We start from the raw sequence: 16,305 nt of genomic DNA, 5'->3' as shown, positions 1-16,305 counted from the left end.
GTGATCGGTCGGTCAGCGCAGGTGACCTCCGGCTCCACCCGGAGCCGGCTCATAGCGCTGATACCAACGGATCACTGACATGGGGAGACCGTAACAGAACCGGAGCGGCTCGCGGCGACCGTGTCCGTACGGAGCCGTGCGGCCCTGGTCTCCAGTTGATAGGCAACCTAAAGGTTGCCTATACTCGAAGGGTGAGCATGAACGAGGCGTTCCGGGCGCTGGCCGATCCGAGCCGGAGAAGGCTTCTGGACCGGCTCAACGCCCGGAACGGGCAGAGCCTGCGGGAGCTGAGCGAGGGCCTGGGGATGAGCCGGCAGGCCGTGAGCAAACACCTCGCGGTACTGGCCGGAGCACACCTGGTGACGGCCGTCAGGCACGGCCGGCAGAAGCTGCACTACCTCAACCCCGTGCCCATCCAGGAGATAGCCGACCGCTGGATCGGCCGGTACGAACGCGGGCGGCTGACGGCACTCTCGCAGCTGAAACAGACGTTGGAAGGACCGGAGACCATGGACAAGCCGGAATTCGTCTATGTGACGTACATCCAGGCCACCCCGGAGAAGCTCTACGAAGCCCTGACCGAATGGGAGTTCATCAAGCGGTACATGGGCGGCTGGGGGCCCAGGTCGGACTGGGAGCCCGGATCGCCGGTCGAGTGGAAGATGGGGCCCGACGGCGACTTCGAGGACCTGGACCAGCGGGTGCTCGAAGCGGTGCCGGGCAAGCGGCTCTCGTACACCTGGCACACGCTCCAGTCCATGCACCGGGTGCTGTTCGACGACGTGACGGAAGAGCAGTTCGACGAGGCGCGGCAGGAGCGGTCGAAGGTCACCTTCGTCATCGAGCCTGCCGAGGTGCCCGCCGCAGGGGTGAAACTGACCATCACACACGATGGTTTCGACAGCCCCGACAGCAAGATGCTGGAGGGCGTCAGCGACGGCTGGGTCATGATCCTCTCGGCGCTGAAGACCCTGCTCGAGGACGGCCGGACGGCCGACGGGCGGTAGCGCGGCCGGCAGCGGCGTCAGCGCGTGATCCGGGCCAGCCTCCGGTACGAGTCGAGCAGCGCCGTACGGTCGTACGTGCTGGTCGTGACCAGGAACTCGTCCGCGCCGCTGCGGCTCAGCAGCTTCTCCAGTCCGTCCGCCACCTCGTCCTCGGTGCCGTGGAGCTGGCCGCGTTGCGCCTCCTCGAACAGAGTGCGCTCCCGGTCTGTCATCCGCAGGCCGCTGATCCGCTCGGCGGGGACGAGCGGCGGGAACGTGCCGCGGGTGCGCGAGTAGGCCGTGGACCACGCCTCGGGCAGCAGGATGCGACGGGCCTCATCCGTCGTGGGCGCCACGGCGACGGTGCCCGAGAGCACGACGTAGGGCCGTTCGCCACAGGCGGAGGGCCGGAACGCGTCGCGGTAGCCGTCCACGGCGCGCAGCATCTCGTCCTCGCCGTGCACCGCGGCGATCACCAGCGGCAGCCCGGCCGCGGCCGCGACCCGGGCCCCCGCGCCCGTGGCCAGGATGAAAGCGGGCAGTCGCAGCCCCTCCGCCGGTCGGGCGTGGACCTGGGGGTACGCGGTCTGGTCACCGGTGAAGTAGCCCAGCAGTTCCGCCACCTGTGCCGCGAAGTCATCGGCGTCCCGCCGATCGTGGCCCAGCGCCCGGCGGATGCCGTCGGTGAACCCGACGGACCGGCCCAGGCCCATGTCGATTCGTCCGGGGAAGAGCGCTTCCAGCACCCCGAACTGCTCGGCGACCACGAGCGGCCGGTGGTTGGGCAGCATCACCCCACCGGTGCCCACCCGGATCGAAGACGTGGCGGCCGCTACGGCTGCGGCGAGCACGGTGGGTGCGGAGCCGGCGACGCCCGGCACGCTGTGGTGCTCCGAGACCCAGAACCGGTGGTAGCCGAGCGCCTCGGCCTGCTGGGCGAAGCGCACGGTGTCACGCAGCGCCGCCGGGTCGTCGTACCCCTCGCGGGTACGGGAGCGGTCCAGCACGGAGAACGGGGTCGAGGAGATCGCAGAGCTCACAACACCTTCAACGTCCGGGGCGGGCGGGCATTCCCCGGGGCGGGCGACGCGCGGTGGCGTACGCCCGCTCCGTACGCGTGTGTGCCGCCCCGGGGCCGGCCGGGGGTGCGGGCACGGTCCGCCGTCAGGTCACTCCTCGTCCTCCAGCCGGAAGCCGACCTTCAGGCCGACCTGGTAGTGCTCGACCTGGCCGTCCACGATCTGTCCGCGCACCTGTGTGACCTCGAACCAGTCGAGGCCCCGGAGTGTCTGGGCGGCGCGTGCCAGACCGTTGCGGATGGCCTGGTCCATCCCGTCCGGCGAGGTGCCGACGATCTCCGTGACCCGGTAGGTGTTGTCCGTCATGAGCCCGCTCCTTCCGTTGCCTCCCTCCACGGTGCCGTACACAGCCGTACTCCGCGCGGCGCCGGCCGCGGGGGCCTGTCGCTGATGGCGGACGGACAGGGACAGCACTTGACCCCGAGGATTGGTCTGTACCAAAATTGAGCCAACCCGTTCAAGCCGTCTGCGCTTCCCCCACGTCGGGTCATGAACTGCCGTGTCTACGACAGAGGTGACCTCCGTGAAAAACCGAACCGGCCTGACCTGTACCGCCCTGCTGGCCGCCTGCGCACTCGCCGGCTGCGGTTATCTGCCGGGCACCGGCGACGGCACCCGCACCGTCACGGTGTGGCTGATGAAGGGCAGCGCGTCCGACGGCTTCGTCAAGCGCTTCACCAGCGAGTTCGAGAGCGGGCACAAGAACATCAAGCTGGATGTGCGGATCCAGGAGTGGGGCGGAATCGGGGCCAAGGTCACCTCGGCTCTCCGGTCCGGCGACGGGCCCGACCTGATCGAGGTCGGCAACACCCAGGTCGCGATGTACGCGCAGAGCGGCGGACTGCGGGACCTCACCCTCGAATCGGTGCGTGACCTCGGCAGCAAGGACTGGCTGCCCGGTCTCGCCGATCCCGGCAGCATCGACGGCGCGCAGTACGGCATCCCCTGGTACGCGGCCAACCGCGTCGTCATCTACAACAAGGACCTGTTCAGGGCCGCCGGGATCACCGAGCCGCCGAAAACCCGCGCACAGTGGATCAAGGACACCGGGCAGCTCAACCAGGCCGGCCGGCAGGGGATATACCTCGCCGGACAGGACTGGTACACCCTCTCCGGTTTTATCTGGGACGAGGGCGGCGAACTGGCCGACGAGGACGCCGGCAATTACACCGGAGCCCTCGACAGCCAGGCCGCCATCAGGGGTATGGACTTCTACAAGCAGCTCCAGGATCTCGGCCGGGGGCCCAAGAACGCGGACGAGGCGCATCCGCAGCAGGCCGGCGTGTTCGCCCGCGGCGATGTCGCCCAGATCATCGCGGTGCCTGGCACGGCGCAGACCATCCTGAAGAGCAATCCGCAGCTCAAGGGGAAGCTCGGCTTCTTCCCGATACCGGGCAGGACAGCCGCCAAGCCGTCGGCGGTGTTCACCGGAGGCTCCGACCTGATCATCCCGGACAAGGCCCACGACGGTGACGCCGCCGTCGAGGTCGTCGAGGCCCTGGCGGGACGGAAATGGCAGACCGAGCTGGCCCGCACCATGAGCTACGTCCCCAACAAGACGACGCTCGCGGGCGTGGTCAACGGCGATGAGGGTACGGCCGCGATGGCCGTGGGCGCGGCACGCGGGCGGGCCACCCCGAACTCGCCGCGCTGGGCGGCGGTCGAGGCGGACAACCCGATCAAGCCCTATATGACGGAAGTACTCACAGGGCAGGACGCCGCAACAGCCGCGAAGAAGGCGTCCAGACGGCTCACGGACGAGCTGGTGGACCGCTGAGCGACAGGGCGAACCTGGCGTCGGCATCCGTCCACCAGTGGTGCAGTGTCAGTCCTGCGGCAGCCAGTTCGGAGCGCACCCGGTCCTGCCGGAATTTCGCGGAGACCTCCGTCCGCATCTCCTCACCCGCCGCGAAGGGCACCACCAGTTGCAGCTCGGGGATCTTCACGGTGAATGCCCGGCGCGCCCGCAACCGCATCTCGATCCACTCGTTCTCGCGGTCCCAGACGGCGACGTGGTCGAAGGCGTCCGGATCGAAGTCGGCCCCCAGCTCCCGGTCGATGACGCTCAGCACGTTCTTGTTGAACGCGGCGGTGACACCGGCCACGTCGTCGTAGGCGGGGACCAGCACGCTCTCGTCCTTGACCAGGTCCGTGCCCAGCAGCAGCTGATCGCCCGGCTCCAGCAGGCTCCGTACGGACCGCAGGAACGCGGCGCGTTCGGCGGGCAGCAGATTCCCGATGGTGCCGCCCAGGAAGACGACCAGCCGGGGGCCGGGAGAGGCGGGCAGGGTCAGTTCACGGGTGAAGTCCGCGATCAGAGCGTGCACGACGAGCTGCGGCCGCTCCGCGAGCAGGGCGTCCGCGGCGGCGGTGAGCGCGCTCCCGCTCACGTCCACCGGGATGTAACTCATCAGCCTGGGAAGCGCGTCGAGCAGATGCCGGGTCTTCTCCGACGACCCCGAACCCAGCTCGATCAGAGTGCGGGCGCCGGTGGCCTCCGCGATGTCGCCGGCGCGAGCGAGCAGGATCTCCCGCTCCGCCCGGGTCGGGTAGTACTCGGGCAGTGCGGTGATCTCCTCGAAGAGCTCACTGCCGCGTGCGTCGTAGAACCACTTGGGCGGCAGTGTCTTGGGCGAACCGGTCAGGCCCTGGCGCACATCGGCGCGCAGCGCGGCGTTGGTCGCGTCCTCGGGCAGGGTACGGGTCAGCTGGAACGGACTCACGCCGTGGGCTCCTTGAGTGGGGTCAGCTGGACATCGGTGCGGGTCGCCACGAGCAGAGTGCGGTCGGGTACTTCCCGCCAGCCCGGGTCGTCGTCGTAGGGCTCGGACGCGACCACCGTGCGGCCGCCCGCCTCGGTCCGTCCGGGTTCCGTGAGGTACCAGAGGCTGTCGCCCCAGACCGTGGCGGCGACGGCAGTGCCGTCCGTCAGCAGCAGGTTGAGCCGCGAGCCGGGTGCCGCAGCCGCGAACTCGGTGACGGTGTCGCCGAGCGCCTGGCCGAGAGGGTCGCCCTCCCGCAGCCGGTGCAGGACGACCGCCCAGACCAGTGCGGAGTCACAGCGTGCGGCCATACCGAGCAGCTCGGCCGCAGGGAGTGTCGCCGCGATCGGAGCCGCGCTCGTGGGCCAGCCCCTGACCGCGCCGTTGTGGCTGAACAGCCAGGGGCCCGCGGCAAATGGCGCCGCGGCCGCTTCGTCGTCGGCGCCCGCCTCCGTGGCATCGCGTACCGCCGCCAGTACGGCCCCGCTGCGGACGACCCGTGCCAGATCGGTGAAGGAGAGATCGGCCCAGATCGGCCCGGCGCGCCGGTAGCGTGCGGGCACCGGGTCGTCCCCGGCGTACCACCCGACGCCGAACCCGTCGGCGTTGACTGTCCCGTGACGCTGTCTGCGTGGCTCCCACGACTGGCGCACCAGCGAGTGCCGGGGCCGCACCAGCACCTCACCGAGCGGCTCCGGCGGCCCCAGAAAAGCGATGTGACGGCACATCAGGCGTCCCTCGCGGTGCGGAACCCGGCGAAGATCTGACGGCGCACCGGCAGGTCCCAGTTGCGGAAGGTGGCCCGGCAGGCCACCTCGCCGACGGAGAACGCGCCGCCGCGCAGCACCTTGTGGTCCGGGCCGAAGAACACTTCCGAGTACTCGCGGTAGGGGAACGCGGCGAACCCGGGGTAGGGCTGGAAGTCGCTGGAGGTCCACTCCCACACGTCCCCGATCAACTGCCGAACGCCGAGGGGCGATTCACCGTCCGGGTAGCTGCCTGCAGGCGCCGGACCGAGGTGGCGCTGGCCGAGGTTGGCCCGCTCGGGCGTGGGATCCTGGTCGCCCCACGGATAGCGGTACGAACGGCCGGTCGCCGGATCGTGGCGTGCAGCTTTCTCCCACTCGGCCTCGGACGGCAGCCGCCGCCCCGCCCAGCGGGCGTAGGCGTCCGCCTCGTACCAGCTCACATGGAGCACCGGCTCGTCGGACGCCACGGGCTCCACGGCGCCGAAGCGGCGGCGGAGCCACTGGCCGCCTTCCCGGTGCCAGAACAGGGGCGCGGTCAGCTCGTGTCCGCGGATCAGGTCCCAGCCCTTCTCCGCCCACCAGCGCTCGTCGTGGTATCCGCCGTCCTCGATGAACCGCAGGAACGCGCCATTGGTCACCGGGGCCGTGTCGATGTGGAAGGACGGGACGAGCCGCTGGTGCGCCGGTCGTTCGTTGTCCAGCGCCCAGGGCTCGTCCGATGTGCCCATGGTGAACGGGCCTGCGGGTACCAGGACTTCGCTTGGGAGGCCGGTGCTGTCGGTGCGCGGCGGGGCCGGGGCGGTCAGTGCGGCGGGGCCGGTGCGCAGCTGGTGGGTGATGAGCATCGTCTCGTCGTGCTGCTGCTCATGCTGGGCGATCATGCCGAAGGCGAAGCCCGCGTCGACCAGCGGCCGGCCGTGCAGCGGGGCGCTCTCCAGTACGTCGACGACGCGTCCTCGCACATCGGACGCGTAGCGCCGTGCCTCGGCGGGCGGGAGCAGCGGAAGAGTGGGCCGGGTGGCCCTGGGGTGCTCGAAGGCGTCGTACACCGAGTCGATCTCCGGACGTATCGCCTCGCGGCCCGCGACCGCTCGCAGGAGCCACTGCTCCTCCTGGTTGGAGATATGGGCCAGGTCCCAGACGAGTGGGGACATCAACGGCGAGTGCTGTGCGGTGAGTTCGCTGTCCTCGACGCAGTCCGTCAGTGCGCTGGTGCGGCTGCGTGCCGTGGTGAGCGCGTCGAGCGCGCTGCGGCGCACAGCGCTGGGGTCGGCGTTCATGGCAGGAGATCCTTCCCGTGATCGGGATCCAGCAGATCGTCGGCGGGACATCGGCCCCGTGCGACATAGCGGTCGGCGAAGGCGGCGACCGCCTCCTGTACGGCGGCGGAGGCCCCGAGCCGGGGGAGTGCCTCCAGTGCGGCGGAGAAGCAGACCGTGGCCGCTGCGCGCAGCTCGGGGTCGGCGAGACCGGACCGTGCGGCGGTCTCCCAGAGCGGATTGCGCGGCGCACGGGCCCGGCCCGCGGTCTCCGCGAGCGGCTTGACGGCGCGGTACACCGTCTCGGCAGCGGCCGGATCGTCGAAGAGCGCGGCGGTCACCGCGAGCGGCACCACCCAGCCGTCCTCGCCGGGCTGCGCGTCGATCATGCGCAGTTCGAGGTGGCCGCGCGGCCGCACCGGCGGGAAGAGTGTCGTCAGGTGGTAGTCCAGATCCTCGCGCGTCGGGGGTCTGGGGAGGCCGGTGCGCAGCCATTCCCGGAACGAGAGACGTTCCGGAACCGGCCAGGGCCCCTCGTCGGCACGGATGCACATCACAGGCGCGTCGAGGACGTGCGCGGCCCAGGCGACCCGGGGCTCGGGCCCGTCCTCCGGCGCCAGCGACCGCACCGGGTCGAGGTCGGCCCACTGGGACTGCCGGGTGGAGAGCCATCCGGTGGTACGGCGCTGGCGGTGCGGCGAGTTGGCGAACGCGGCCACCAGCACGGCGCCCAGCAGATGCGCCAGCTTCCAGCGCCTGCCGTAGCCCAGCGGCCCTGGTTCGTCGTGCCCCGCGTCCAGGCAGACCTGGATGGAGGCCGAACCGCACATCATGGAACGGCCTGCCGTCCCGTGCCGGTCCAGATAGGTCTCCATGGCGTCGTACCGCGGTTCGCGCAGCAGCCTGCGCGGCGGATGCCAGGGGTCCTGGCCGAGCCCGGTGAGCACCAGACCCTCGTCGCGCAGCGCGCCCCGCACCGCACGCAGGTCCGCGGACACGGAATCGACGCACTCGGTCAGGGACGTGGCAGGCAGCGAGCTGAGCTCCAGCTGGCCGCCGGGTTCGAAGGTGAGCGGCGAGATGAGCGGCAGCGCGCGCACCACGGCGTGAGCCTGGCCGATCCGGTCGTCGGACAGCGGCGACCGGGCGTCGTGCAGGTCGTGGATGAGCCATTCGAGCTCGACCCCGACGGTCCGGGGTGGTCCGGTCTTGAAGCAGATACATCGGAGCAGGTGCTCCGCGTCCACCTCGGTCAGCTGCGGCATGGTCATGATCGGCTCCTCGTGGCGAAGATACCTTCAGCCGTTCTCCTGTGCCCTCCGGAGAACGTTCCATCCCACCTAAGCCACTGCCGACGGTCCGCACAAGAGTGCCCCGGGAGGCCGGAAACAGGCGCCGCGGGCGCGCGACGCAGGGCATCCGGGGCCGCGCCGCGTCCGGCGGAGCCCGCTCGGCCACCCGGGGCGTGGGTGTGACGGCCCGCGCCGGTCAGCTCCAGCCGTAGCGCTCCCTGAGGCGCCCCACGACGGCGTCGAACCGCGGCCGGTCGAGCGCGCAGGCCTCGCGCCGCATGCCGTCCGCGTGCACCCGCAGTACCCGGTCCAGATCGACCCAGGACTCACGCCCCTCGCGGTCCCAGGGCCCGGCGCCGATCGCCAGCCACTCCCGGTCCCTGTCGTGCGTCTTGCTGGAGAGGCGGACGCTGAGCAGCGTGCCCGCCTCCTCCCTGGCCACCACGAGAACCGGCCGGTCCTTGCCGCGTCCGTCGTTCTCCTCGTACGGCACCCAGGTCCAGACGATTTCGCCCGGGTCGGGATCTCCGTCGTGGGCGGGGGCGTAGGAGGTCCTGACGGGGCCGATGCCGTGCGGTTCGGCCTCGGTCGTGGCGGAGGGGCCGCGCCGGCCGGGTGAGTCGGGCAGTTGCTGGTCATCGGTGTAGGAAGTCACCGGGACAGGCTAAGCGCTGTTCCGGTGACCCCCGGCGGGCGCACGACGACGGCTACGGAGCCCCGCCGCGTTCGCCGGAACGCCCGAATACGTCCGGTGTGCGAACGCCCCTCATCCCTGCGGTGCACCGCGTCCGACTCCGTGCACCGATCCACCGGGGACGCCGGGACAGCCTTGGTGAACCACCGAGTTCCGGACATTCCCGGGCCGCGCTCCTACCGCTTTCGCCCGGGAGGCCCGGCGCCGGACGGAGAGGTGACGGGCTACCCGCGGAGAGCAGGGCGCCCGGCCCGGCCGCGGTGACGAAACCATCGTGGACCGAGCGCAGCCGAGGGGGAGTTGATACCGGCTCACACGGTCCCACGCACGATCCTCTGCATGGCCGGCCCCAGGCTCCGGGAGCCCAATACAGTGTGCGTGCGTGCAGGGGGCCGGTAGCGAATTGCGCGATGGAGGGGATTCCATGCCCGTGTCCGAGAGAACCCGGATACTGATCGTCGGAGCCGGGCCCGCCGGTCTGGTGCTCGGGAATTTACTGCGTGCCGCGGACATCACCTGCGTGATCGTGGAAAGACAGAGCCGCGCCCATGTCGAGCAGCGCGGGCGGGCCGGGTTCCTCGCACCGGACGTCGTCCGCGTCCTCGACGAGAACGGACTGGCCAAGGGGTTGCACGCGGCGGGGCAGCTCCACGGCACCTGCGCGTTCCGCGGTGAGCACGGGCAGTTCGAGCTGAACTACGGTGAGCTGGGCCAGCGGCAGGTCCACACCGTCTATCCGCAGCAGCAGCTGGTGGCCGACCTGATAGCCGAGTTCCTGGACCGGGGCGGGGACATCCGGTTCGGAACGACGGTAACCGCGATGCACGGACTCGACGGCGACAGCCCGTCGATCGACTGCCGGGAGACCGACGGCCGGACGTACCGCATCTCCGGGGAGTACGCGGCCGGGTGCGACGGCCAGCACGGTGTCGCACTGCGGCAGATGCCGGCCGGGGCGGCCCAGGGGTTCCGGCGCTATCACGGTGTGACCTGGCTGGCGATACTGGCGCAGGCACCGCCCAGCATGACAGCGGTGACCTACGCCGTGCACGACCGGGGTTTCGCGGGGCACATGGCACGCAGCGCCACCGTCACCCGGTACTACCTCCAGGTGCCACGCGGGGAGGCTCCCGGGGACTGGAGCGACGCGCGGATCTGGGACGAGCTGGGGACCAGGATGCGCACCGGCGAGTACGGGCCGCTGCGCGAGGGACCGATTCTGGAACGGGCGACCGTGGACCTCAGTTCGGCGGTCAGCGTCCCCATGCAGTACGGGCGGCTGTTCCTGGCGGGCGACGCCGCCGGCCTGATCAGCCCTTCGGCCGCCAAGGGGGCCAATCTCGCCATCGTGACCGCGCGGACACTGGCCGTGGCACTGACCGACGCGCTGGCCAGGGACGATCAGCGTGGACTGGCCCGGTACTCCGACGCCTGCCTGCCGCGTATGTGGCACGCACAGGAGTTCTCGCACTGGATGGTCAACCTCTTGCACGGCCCCGCAGCGGACGGCGAGGACGCCGCCTTCATGCGCCTGCTGCAGCGCGCACGACTGGTGAGTCTGCGGGATCTGCGCAGCCATCAGGACTACTTCGCCGAGAATTACGTAGGCATCTGAGCGGTGGCTTCCCCGCTGCGGGGCCACGGGAGCCGGTCGGTCACCGTCCGACGCGTCAGCAGCCGCCCGCTCCCGGGCTTCGATAGGCTCGCGATCATGCGAGATCGATGGACGGCCGCAGACGTGCGCCGACGCCGGGCCGCCGCACAACTGCTGGGCGCGGAGAGCGCGTCGGGGCCGGCCGATGCGGTACGCCGCGTGGTGGGTGTGCAGTCCCAGGACGTGAAGCCGGCCCGTCTCGCGGTCCGTGCCCGCTCCACCGGGCTCACCGCAGGCGATGTCGACGCGAGGTGCACCAGTGGTGAGTTGGTGCGCACCTGGCTCATGCGCGGCACGCTGCACATGGTCATCGCCGACGACGTCCGCTGGCTGCTGCGGCTGTTCGGCGAGCGGACGGCCCGCCGCCAGGCGGGACGGCGCCGGCGCCTGGGCCTCGACGAGGACACCTGCCGACGCGGCCTCGACGCGCTGCGGGCCGTACTCGCCGGGTCGGCGCCGCTCACGCGGGCAACTCTGATGGACGAGATCGCCCGTGAAGGTGTGGCACTCGATCCCCGGAGTCAGGCACCCGCGCACCTCTTGCAGTACGCCGCGGTCCGCGGGCTGGTCTGCCGCGGCCCGGAGGACGAGCACGACGGAGCCACGTACACCCTGCTCGCGGACCGGGCCGGGCCGGCGCAGCCGGGCGACGAGGATGCGGATCTCGCCCGGCTCGCTCTTCGCTACGTCACCGGGCACGGCCCCACCGGGCCTCCCGACCTGGCCGCGTGGAGTGGGCTGCCCCTGACATCCGCCGGGCGGGCCTTCGCCCTCGCGGCGCGAGAGCTGTGCGAGGTCGCCACGGAGCTCGGTCCGCTGCACGAGCTTCCGGAGCGCGCAGGGGAGGCGGTCGTGCCCCACCCGGACGTCCGGCTGCTCGGCCACTTCGACGGGTACCTGCTCGGCTATCGCGACCGGACCCTGATTGTCCCGCCCGCTCACGACCGTGCGGTCCAGAGCGGTGGCGGCTTCATCATGCCGACGTTCGTGGCCGACGGCCGTGCTCTCGGGACCTGGAGCGTCCGACACCGCAGACACCGGATGACCGTCGAGATCACGCCGTTCGACGACGGGCTGGATGCCGGCGTGCGGGAGGGCCTGCACGTTGACGCCGCCGACCTGGGGCGCTACCTCGGTGTCCCGGCTCACGTGACGGTCTGAGCACCGGTCACCGGTCACCTGCCCTCCGGCCCCGGCCGTGGCGCTCGGAGTCAGCCAATGCTGCCGGGCAGACCGGTGCGGTCACCCTGATACCCCGTCATCCGGGTCACGTCAGAACCTGGATGGACCACTCCGCAGCGCGGTATCCCGGTGTCCCCGCCACTCTCTGCCCATGATCACTGCACCTGTATCCCGCTTCGCCCGTTCACTGGCGGGCGTCGTCTGCCTCCTGGCCGCGGCGCTTCCCGCGAACGCCCGCGCAGCCGGTCCGCCGAGCGCTCCGGCCGTTCCGCGTACCGTTTCGGCCTGGCTCCCGTACTGGGACCAGGAGAACGCGTACCAGGACGCCCTGCGCCACGCGGATCAACTGCACACCGTCAGTCCCTTCTGGTACAAAGCGGCGGCGGCGGACCGTATCGAGGGGCACCCCGGCGCCGGTGACGCCCGCATCATCGGCGGACTGCACCGGGCGGGGATCGATGTCGTACCCACAGTCATGGACATGGACACCATGAAGCCGGGCGCGCTGGCGGCCGTCCTCACCACGCCGGCTCTGCGCGAAGCGCACACCGCGGCGCTGGTCCGGCTCGCACGGAGTCACGGTTACGACGGCATCGACCTCGACTACGAGACCATCGCCTCCACCGCCACGCCGGACTACCACCGCGTGCGGTCCGCGTACGCGGCCTTCGTCACCGGCCTGTGCGCGAAGCTGCACGCCCTGCGGAAACAGTGCGTCGTCACCGTCTCGCCCCAGACGGACACCACGGGCCGGATCTGGGACTACGCAGCGATCGGCCGGGCCGCGGACCGGATGCGGATCATGGCGTACGACCTGCACTGGTCGGGCGGTCCGCCCGGCCCGCTCTCGGCCACTTCCTGGTACGACGGGATCCTGCGCCGGGCGACCGCGCTGGTGCCGGCCGGCCGGATCGAAATGGCGCTGCCCGGGTACGGCTGGGACTGGCCGGCCGACGGCAGCGGTCCCGCCCGGCACGTGACGTGGAAGCAGGCGGAGGCGCTGCGCCGCGAGGTGGGCGCGCCCTATGCGCTCGACCCGGAGTCGGGCACCCCGCACTTCACCTACCAGGACGGGGATGTGCCCAGGACCGTCTGGTACCAGGACGCACGGGGGACCGCCGTGCAGCTGGCCGCGGTCCGCAAGTACGGGGTGCGCAACACCTCGCTCTGGGCGCTCGGTTTCGAGGACCCGGGCTTGTGGAAAGTGCTCGCCCAGCAGTGACCTGACGGCTGCGCCGGGGGGCCCGCATCCTTTCGCGACGTCCGCGGGCCGCTCCGTCGCACGGGCGTTGACAGGCGGAGGGGGCGGACACAGACTCGGGCGGTAAGCCGTTATGAACAATCGTTCACCGGGCGAACGGCCAGGTGGCATGGGAGAGGTCCGATGAGTATCCGCGACGTCTACATCGTCGACGCAGTCCGTACACCGGTCGGGAAATTCGCGGGGGCACTCTCCGGAGTACGCCCCGACGACCTGGCCGCCCACGTCGTCAGATCTCTCGTGGAGCGGAGCCCGGACCTCGATCCGTCCCGCGTCGACGACGTGTACTTCGGCGACGCCAACGGCGCGGGCGAGGACAACCGCGATGTGGCGAGGATGGCCGTGCTGCTGGCGGGGCTTCCGGTCTCCGTCCCGGGCGTCACCGTCAACAGGCTCTGCGGATCAGGGCTGGAGGCCGTCATCCAGGCTGCCCGTGCCGTCGCGCTGGGCGACGCGTCGGTGGCCGTCGCGGGCGGGGTCGAGTCGATGTCCCGGGCGCCCTGGGTGCTGCAGAAACCCGAACGCGCCTTCCCGGCCGGGCATCAGCAGCTGCACTCCACGACCCTGGGCTGGCGGATGACCAACCCGCGGATGCCCGAGGAGTGGACGGTCCCGCTCGGTGAGGGCGCCGAGCTCATCGCCGACAAGCACGGCATCAGCCGGGAGCAGCAGGACGCCTTCGCCCTGGCCAGCCACGGCAAGGCGGCCGCGGCCTGGGAAGCGGGCCTCTACGACGCGGAGGTCGTTCCGTACGAGGGTGTCGACCTCGCCCGTGACGAGTGCGTCCGAGCCGGATCGAGCATGGAGGCGCTGGCCCGGCTCAAGCCCGTCTTCCGCCCGGACGGTACCGTCACCGCGGGCAACGCCTCCCCGCTCAACGACGGCGCGGCGGCTCTGCTGCTGGTCGACGACGAGGGGCTGCGGGCCACCGGCCGGGAACCGCTCGCCCGTATCCGGACATCCGCTGTCACGGGTGTCGAGCCTCAGCTCTTCGGGCTCGGCCCGGTCGAGGCGGTCCGGCGGGCTCTGACCAAGGCCGGCAAGAACTTCGGCGACCTCACGGTCTTCGAGCTGAACGAGGCCTTCGCGGCCCAGTCGCTCGGCTGTCTCGCGGAGTGGCCGGAGCTCGACCCGGCGGTCGTCAACCCGCGCGGCGGCGCCATCGCGATCGGTCATCCGCTCGGCGCGTCAGGGGCGCGGCTCGCGGGCTCGGTCGCGCACCAGCTGGCCGCGGCCGGTTCCGGAACCGGTCTGGCCGCGCTCTGCATCGGCGTCGGCCAGGGGCTCGCGCTCGTACTCGAACGCTGATCGCGGCGGCCACAAGAACGGAAAGGCTCCGGCGGGCGGCCCACGCCCGCCGGAGCCCGGACCGGTCCGGCGTTTCCCGGTGTGTCGGTGAAACCCGGGACCTGACCGGTCCCGCTACGCCTTCTTCTCGTCCTCCACCGACTTGCGGACCTCTTGCATGTCCAGCGCGCGGGCCTGCCCGATCACATCCTCCAGAGCGGCTTCCGGCAGAGCGCCGGGCTGTGAGAAGACCGCGACGTTGTCACGCACGATCATCAGGGTGGGGATGGAACGGATCTCGAAGGCCGCGGCCAGTTCCTGCTGGGCCTCCGTGTCGACCTTCGCGAATACGAGGTCCTCGTGCCGCTCCGACGCACCCTCGTAGACCGGGGCGAACTGACGGCAGGGTCCGCACCAGGAAGCCCAGAAGTCGATGAGGACGAAGTCGTTGTCGGTCACGACATCGTCGAAGTTTTCCTTGGTGAGCTCGACCGTGCTCATGCTGTGCCCGCCTTTCCTGGCTGACCGGTGTGTTCGCCGGGGTCAACCGTGGTGTTCGCTGTCGTATTCCGGCTGCCCATGTGGCCGCGCGGCACACCCCGTACCAGACTGGCTCCCATGACGGATCCCATGGAGAACACGGCGTACGACGTGGTGGTGATCGGCGCCGGCCCGGTCGGCGAGAACGTGGCGGACGGCGCCCGCGCAGGCGGGCTGAGTGCGGCGGTGGTGGAGAGCGAACTGGTCGGCGGTGAGTGCTCGTACTGGGCGTGCATGCCGAGCAAGGCTCTGCTGCGCCCGGTGACCGCGCGCGCCGACGCCCGCAGGGTGCCCGGACTGCGCGGAGCGGTGCAGGGCCCCCTGGATGTCGCGGAGGTGCTCGCCCACCGGGACGAATACACCTCGCACTGGAAGGACGACGGCCAGGTCAGCTGGCTGGAGGGCATCGGGGTGGATCTCTACCGCGGCCAGGGGCGCCTCACCGGCAGGAAGACAGTCGTCGTGACCGGCCCCGCGGGGGAGAAGCAGCAGCTGACCGCACGGCACGCGGTCGCCGTCTGCACGGGGAGCCGCGCCGTCCTCCCCGAGCTCCCCGGACTCGCGGACGCCCGGCCCTGGACCAGCCGCGAGGCGACCAGCTCCCAGGAGGTGCCCGGACGCCTGGTGGTCGTCGGCGGGGGAGTGGTCGCCGTCGAGATGGCCACCGCCTGGCAGGCGCTGGGTTCCCGCGTGACGATGCTGGTGCGCGGCGGCGGACTGCTGCCGAGGATGGAGCCCTTCGCCGGCGAGCTGGTGGCCGCTGCGCTCAAGGAGGCGGGGGCCGACATCCGTTTCCACACGTCCGCGGCCTCGGTCGAGCGGGGCGAAGGACCGGTGACCGTGGTGCTGGAGGACGGCGAGCGGATCGAGGCGGACGAAATCCTCATCGCCACGGGCCGCGCCCCGCGCACCGACGACATCGGCCTGGACACGGTGGGCCTGACCGCGGGCTCCTGGCTGACCGTCGACGACAGCTGCCGGGTCGAGGGCAGCGACTGGCTCTACGCGGTGGGGGACGTCAACCACCGGGCCCTGCTGACGCACCAGGGCAAGTACCAGGCGCGCATCGCGGGTGCGGCGATCACCGCACGGGCCCAGGGGGTCCCGCTGCTCGAAACCGACCGCTGGGGCGCCCATTCCGCGACCGCCGACCACGCCGCGGTATCGCAGGTGGTCTTCACCGACCCGGAGGCGGCGTCGGCCGGTCTGACGCTCGCCGATGCGGAGAGTGCGGGGTACCGGGTCAGGGCAGTGGACTACGACATGGCGAACGTCGCGGGAGCGGGGCTGTACGCCGACGGGTACCGGGGCCGGGCCCGGATGGTCGTCGACCTCGACCGTGAGGTCGTCGTCGGCGCCACGTTCGTGGGCCCGGGAGTGAGCGAACTGCTGCATTCGGCAACGGTCGCCATCGCGGGGGAGGTGCCCGTCGAACGGCTGTGGCACGCGGTACCCGCCTATCCGACGATCAGCGAGGTGTGGCTGCGGCTGCTGGAGACGTACGGACACTGAGGCAACCTTGACGGTCGGTCCGTCGGGGCGTGGGGGCCGGTACACGCG

15 protein-coding genes are annotated in these 16,305 nt (G+C 71.2%); 7 read left to right on the top strand and 8 right to left on the bottom strand.

Annotation, left to right across the window (positions count from 1 at the left end; translation table 11 throughout):
* Window positions 1-197: 197 nt before the first annotated feature.
* The gene (locus OG584_RS02515; RefSeq protein WP_405783832.1) at window positions 198-1,007 is read left to right on the top strand and encodes an ArsR/SmtB family transcription factor; all 810 of its coding nucleotides are present in this window, start codon (window positions 198-200) and stop codon (window positions 1,005-1,007) included.
* A 17-nt stretch (window positions 1,008-1,024) separates the two neighbouring features.
* On the opposite strand, the gene OG584_RS02510 is transcribed toward OG584_RS02515, so the two are convergent.
* Window positions 1,025-2,026 (bottom strand): MsnO8 family LLM class oxidoreductase, encoded by a 1,002-nt coding sequence (locus OG584_RS02510; RefSeq protein WP_405774516.1) that lies wholly within the window; start codon window positions 2,024-2,026, stop codon window positions 1,025-1,027.
* A 129-nt stretch (window positions 2,027-2,155) separates the two neighbouring features.
* On the bottom strand, window positions 2,156-2,371 hold the full coding sequence (locus OG584_RS02505) for a dodecin (protein WP_405774514.1): 216 nt from the start codon (window positions 2,369-2,371) through the stop codon (window positions 2,156-2,158).
* Between the two features lie 217 nt (window positions 2,372-2,588).
* Here OG584_RS02505 and OG584_RS02500 point away from each other — a divergent pair, with 217 nt between their 5' ends.
* Window positions 2,589-3,842, top strand: coding sequence for an extracellular solute-binding protein (locus OG584_RS02500; RefSeq protein WP_405774512.1), 1,254 nt, complete (start codon window positions 2,589-2,591; stop codon window positions 3,840-3,842).
* Here the strand turns inward: OG584_RS02500 and egtD are convergent.
* The 5 genes from egtD to OG584_RS02475 form a co-directional block, all read right to left on the bottom strand.
* Window positions 3,817-4,788 carry an L-histidine N(alpha)-methyltransferase gene (egtD, locus tag OG584_RS02495; protein WP_405774510.1) on the bottom strand — a complete coding sequence of 324 codons (972 nt, stop codon included), beginning with the start codon at window positions 4,786-4,788 and terminating at the stop codon, window positions 3,817-3,819. The two genes, OG584_RS02500 and egtD, sit on opposite strands and share 26 nt — an antisense overlap.
* A complete protein-coding gene (gene egtC / locus OG584_RS02490) occupies window positions 4,785-5,555 on the bottom strand; it encodes an ergothioneine biosynthesis protein EgtC (protein WP_405774508.1) in 771 nt (256 codons plus the stop codon). The genes egtD and egtC overlap by 4 nt, the downstream gene beginning before the upstream one ends.
* The gene (gene egtB / locus OG584_RS02485; protein ID WP_405774506.1) at window positions 5,555-6,856 is read right to left on the bottom strand and encodes an ergothioneine biosynthesis protein EgtB; all 1,302 of its coding nucleotides are present in this window, start codon (window positions 6,854-6,856) and stop codon (window positions 5,555-5,557) included. Before egtB ends, egtC begins: the two co-directional genes overlap by 1 nt.
* Window positions 6,853-8,106 (bottom strand): ergothioneine biosynthesis glutamate--cysteine ligase EgtA, encoded by a 1,254-nt coding sequence (gene egtA / locus OG584_RS02480; RefSeq protein ID WP_405774504.1) that lies wholly within the window; start codon window positions 8,104-8,106, stop codon window positions 6,853-6,855. The genes egtB and egtA overlap by 4 nt, the downstream gene beginning before the upstream one ends.
* 217 nt (window positions 8,107-8,323) lie before the next feature.
* Window positions 8,324-8,782 (bottom strand): type II toxin-antitoxin system PemK/MazF family toxin, encoded by a 459-nt coding sequence (locus OG584_RS02475; protein ID WP_405774502.1) that lies wholly within the window; start codon window positions 8,780-8,782, stop codon window positions 8,324-8,326.
* A 463-nt stretch (window positions 8,783-9,245) separates the two neighbouring features.
* Between OG584_RS02475 and OG584_RS02470 the strand changes: the two genes are divergently transcribed.
* From OG584_RS02470 to OG584_RS02455, 4 genes are all read left to right on the top strand, one after another.
* Window positions 9,246-10,436, top strand: a complete 1,191-nt coding sequence (locus OG584_RS02470; protein WP_405774500.1) for a 4-hydroxybenzoate 3-monooxygenase — start codon at window positions 9,246-9,248, stop codon at window positions 10,434-10,436.
* A gap of 96 nt (window positions 10,437-10,532) precedes the next feature.
* Window positions 10,533-11,636, top strand: a complete 1,104-nt coding sequence (locus OG584_RS02465) for a winged helix DNA-binding domain-containing protein (RefSeq protein WP_405774498.1) — start codon at window positions 10,533-10,535, stop codon at window positions 11,634-11,636.
* 172 nt (window positions 11,637-11,808) lie between these two features.
* The gene (locus OG584_RS02460) at window positions 11,809-12,879 is read left to right on the top strand and encodes a glycosyl hydrolase family 18 protein (protein WP_405774496.1); all 1,071 of its coding nucleotides are present in this window, start codon (window positions 11,809-11,811) and stop codon (window positions 12,877-12,879) included.
* 162 nt (window positions 12,880-13,041) lie between these two features.
* Complete coding sequence (locus OG584_RS02455; protein ID WP_405774494.1) at window positions 13,042-14,226, top strand: thiolase family protein; 1,185 nt, start codon at window positions 13,042-13,044, stop codon at window positions 14,224-14,226.
* Between the two features lie 114 nt (window positions 14,227-14,340).
* On the opposite strand, the gene trxA is transcribed toward OG584_RS02455, so the two are convergent.
* Window positions 14,341-14,706, bottom strand: coding sequence for a thioredoxin (gene trxA / locus OG584_RS02450; RefSeq protein ID WP_405774492.1), 366 nt, complete (start codon window positions 14,704-14,706; stop codon window positions 14,341-14,343).
* Window positions 14,707-14,823: 117 nt separating this feature from the next.
* Between trxA and OG584_RS02445 the strand changes: the two genes are divergently transcribed.
* Window positions 14,824-16,257: a dihydrolipoyl dehydrogenase family protein gene (locus OG584_RS02445; protein ID WP_405774490.1), complete on the top strand. Its 1,434-nt coding sequence runs from the start codon at window positions 14,824-14,826 to the stop codon at window positions 16,255-16,257.
* Window positions 16,258-16,305: the final 48 nt, after the last annotated feature.

Source organism: Streptomyces sp. NBC_00859 (genome assembly GCF_045161865.1).
GTDB lineage: Bacteria > Actinomycetota > Actinomycetes > Streptomycetales > Streptomycetaceae > Streptomyces.
The sequence above is the reverse complement of the archived record's forward strand: the minus strand, read 5'-3'. Positions and strand labels throughout refer to the sequence as shown.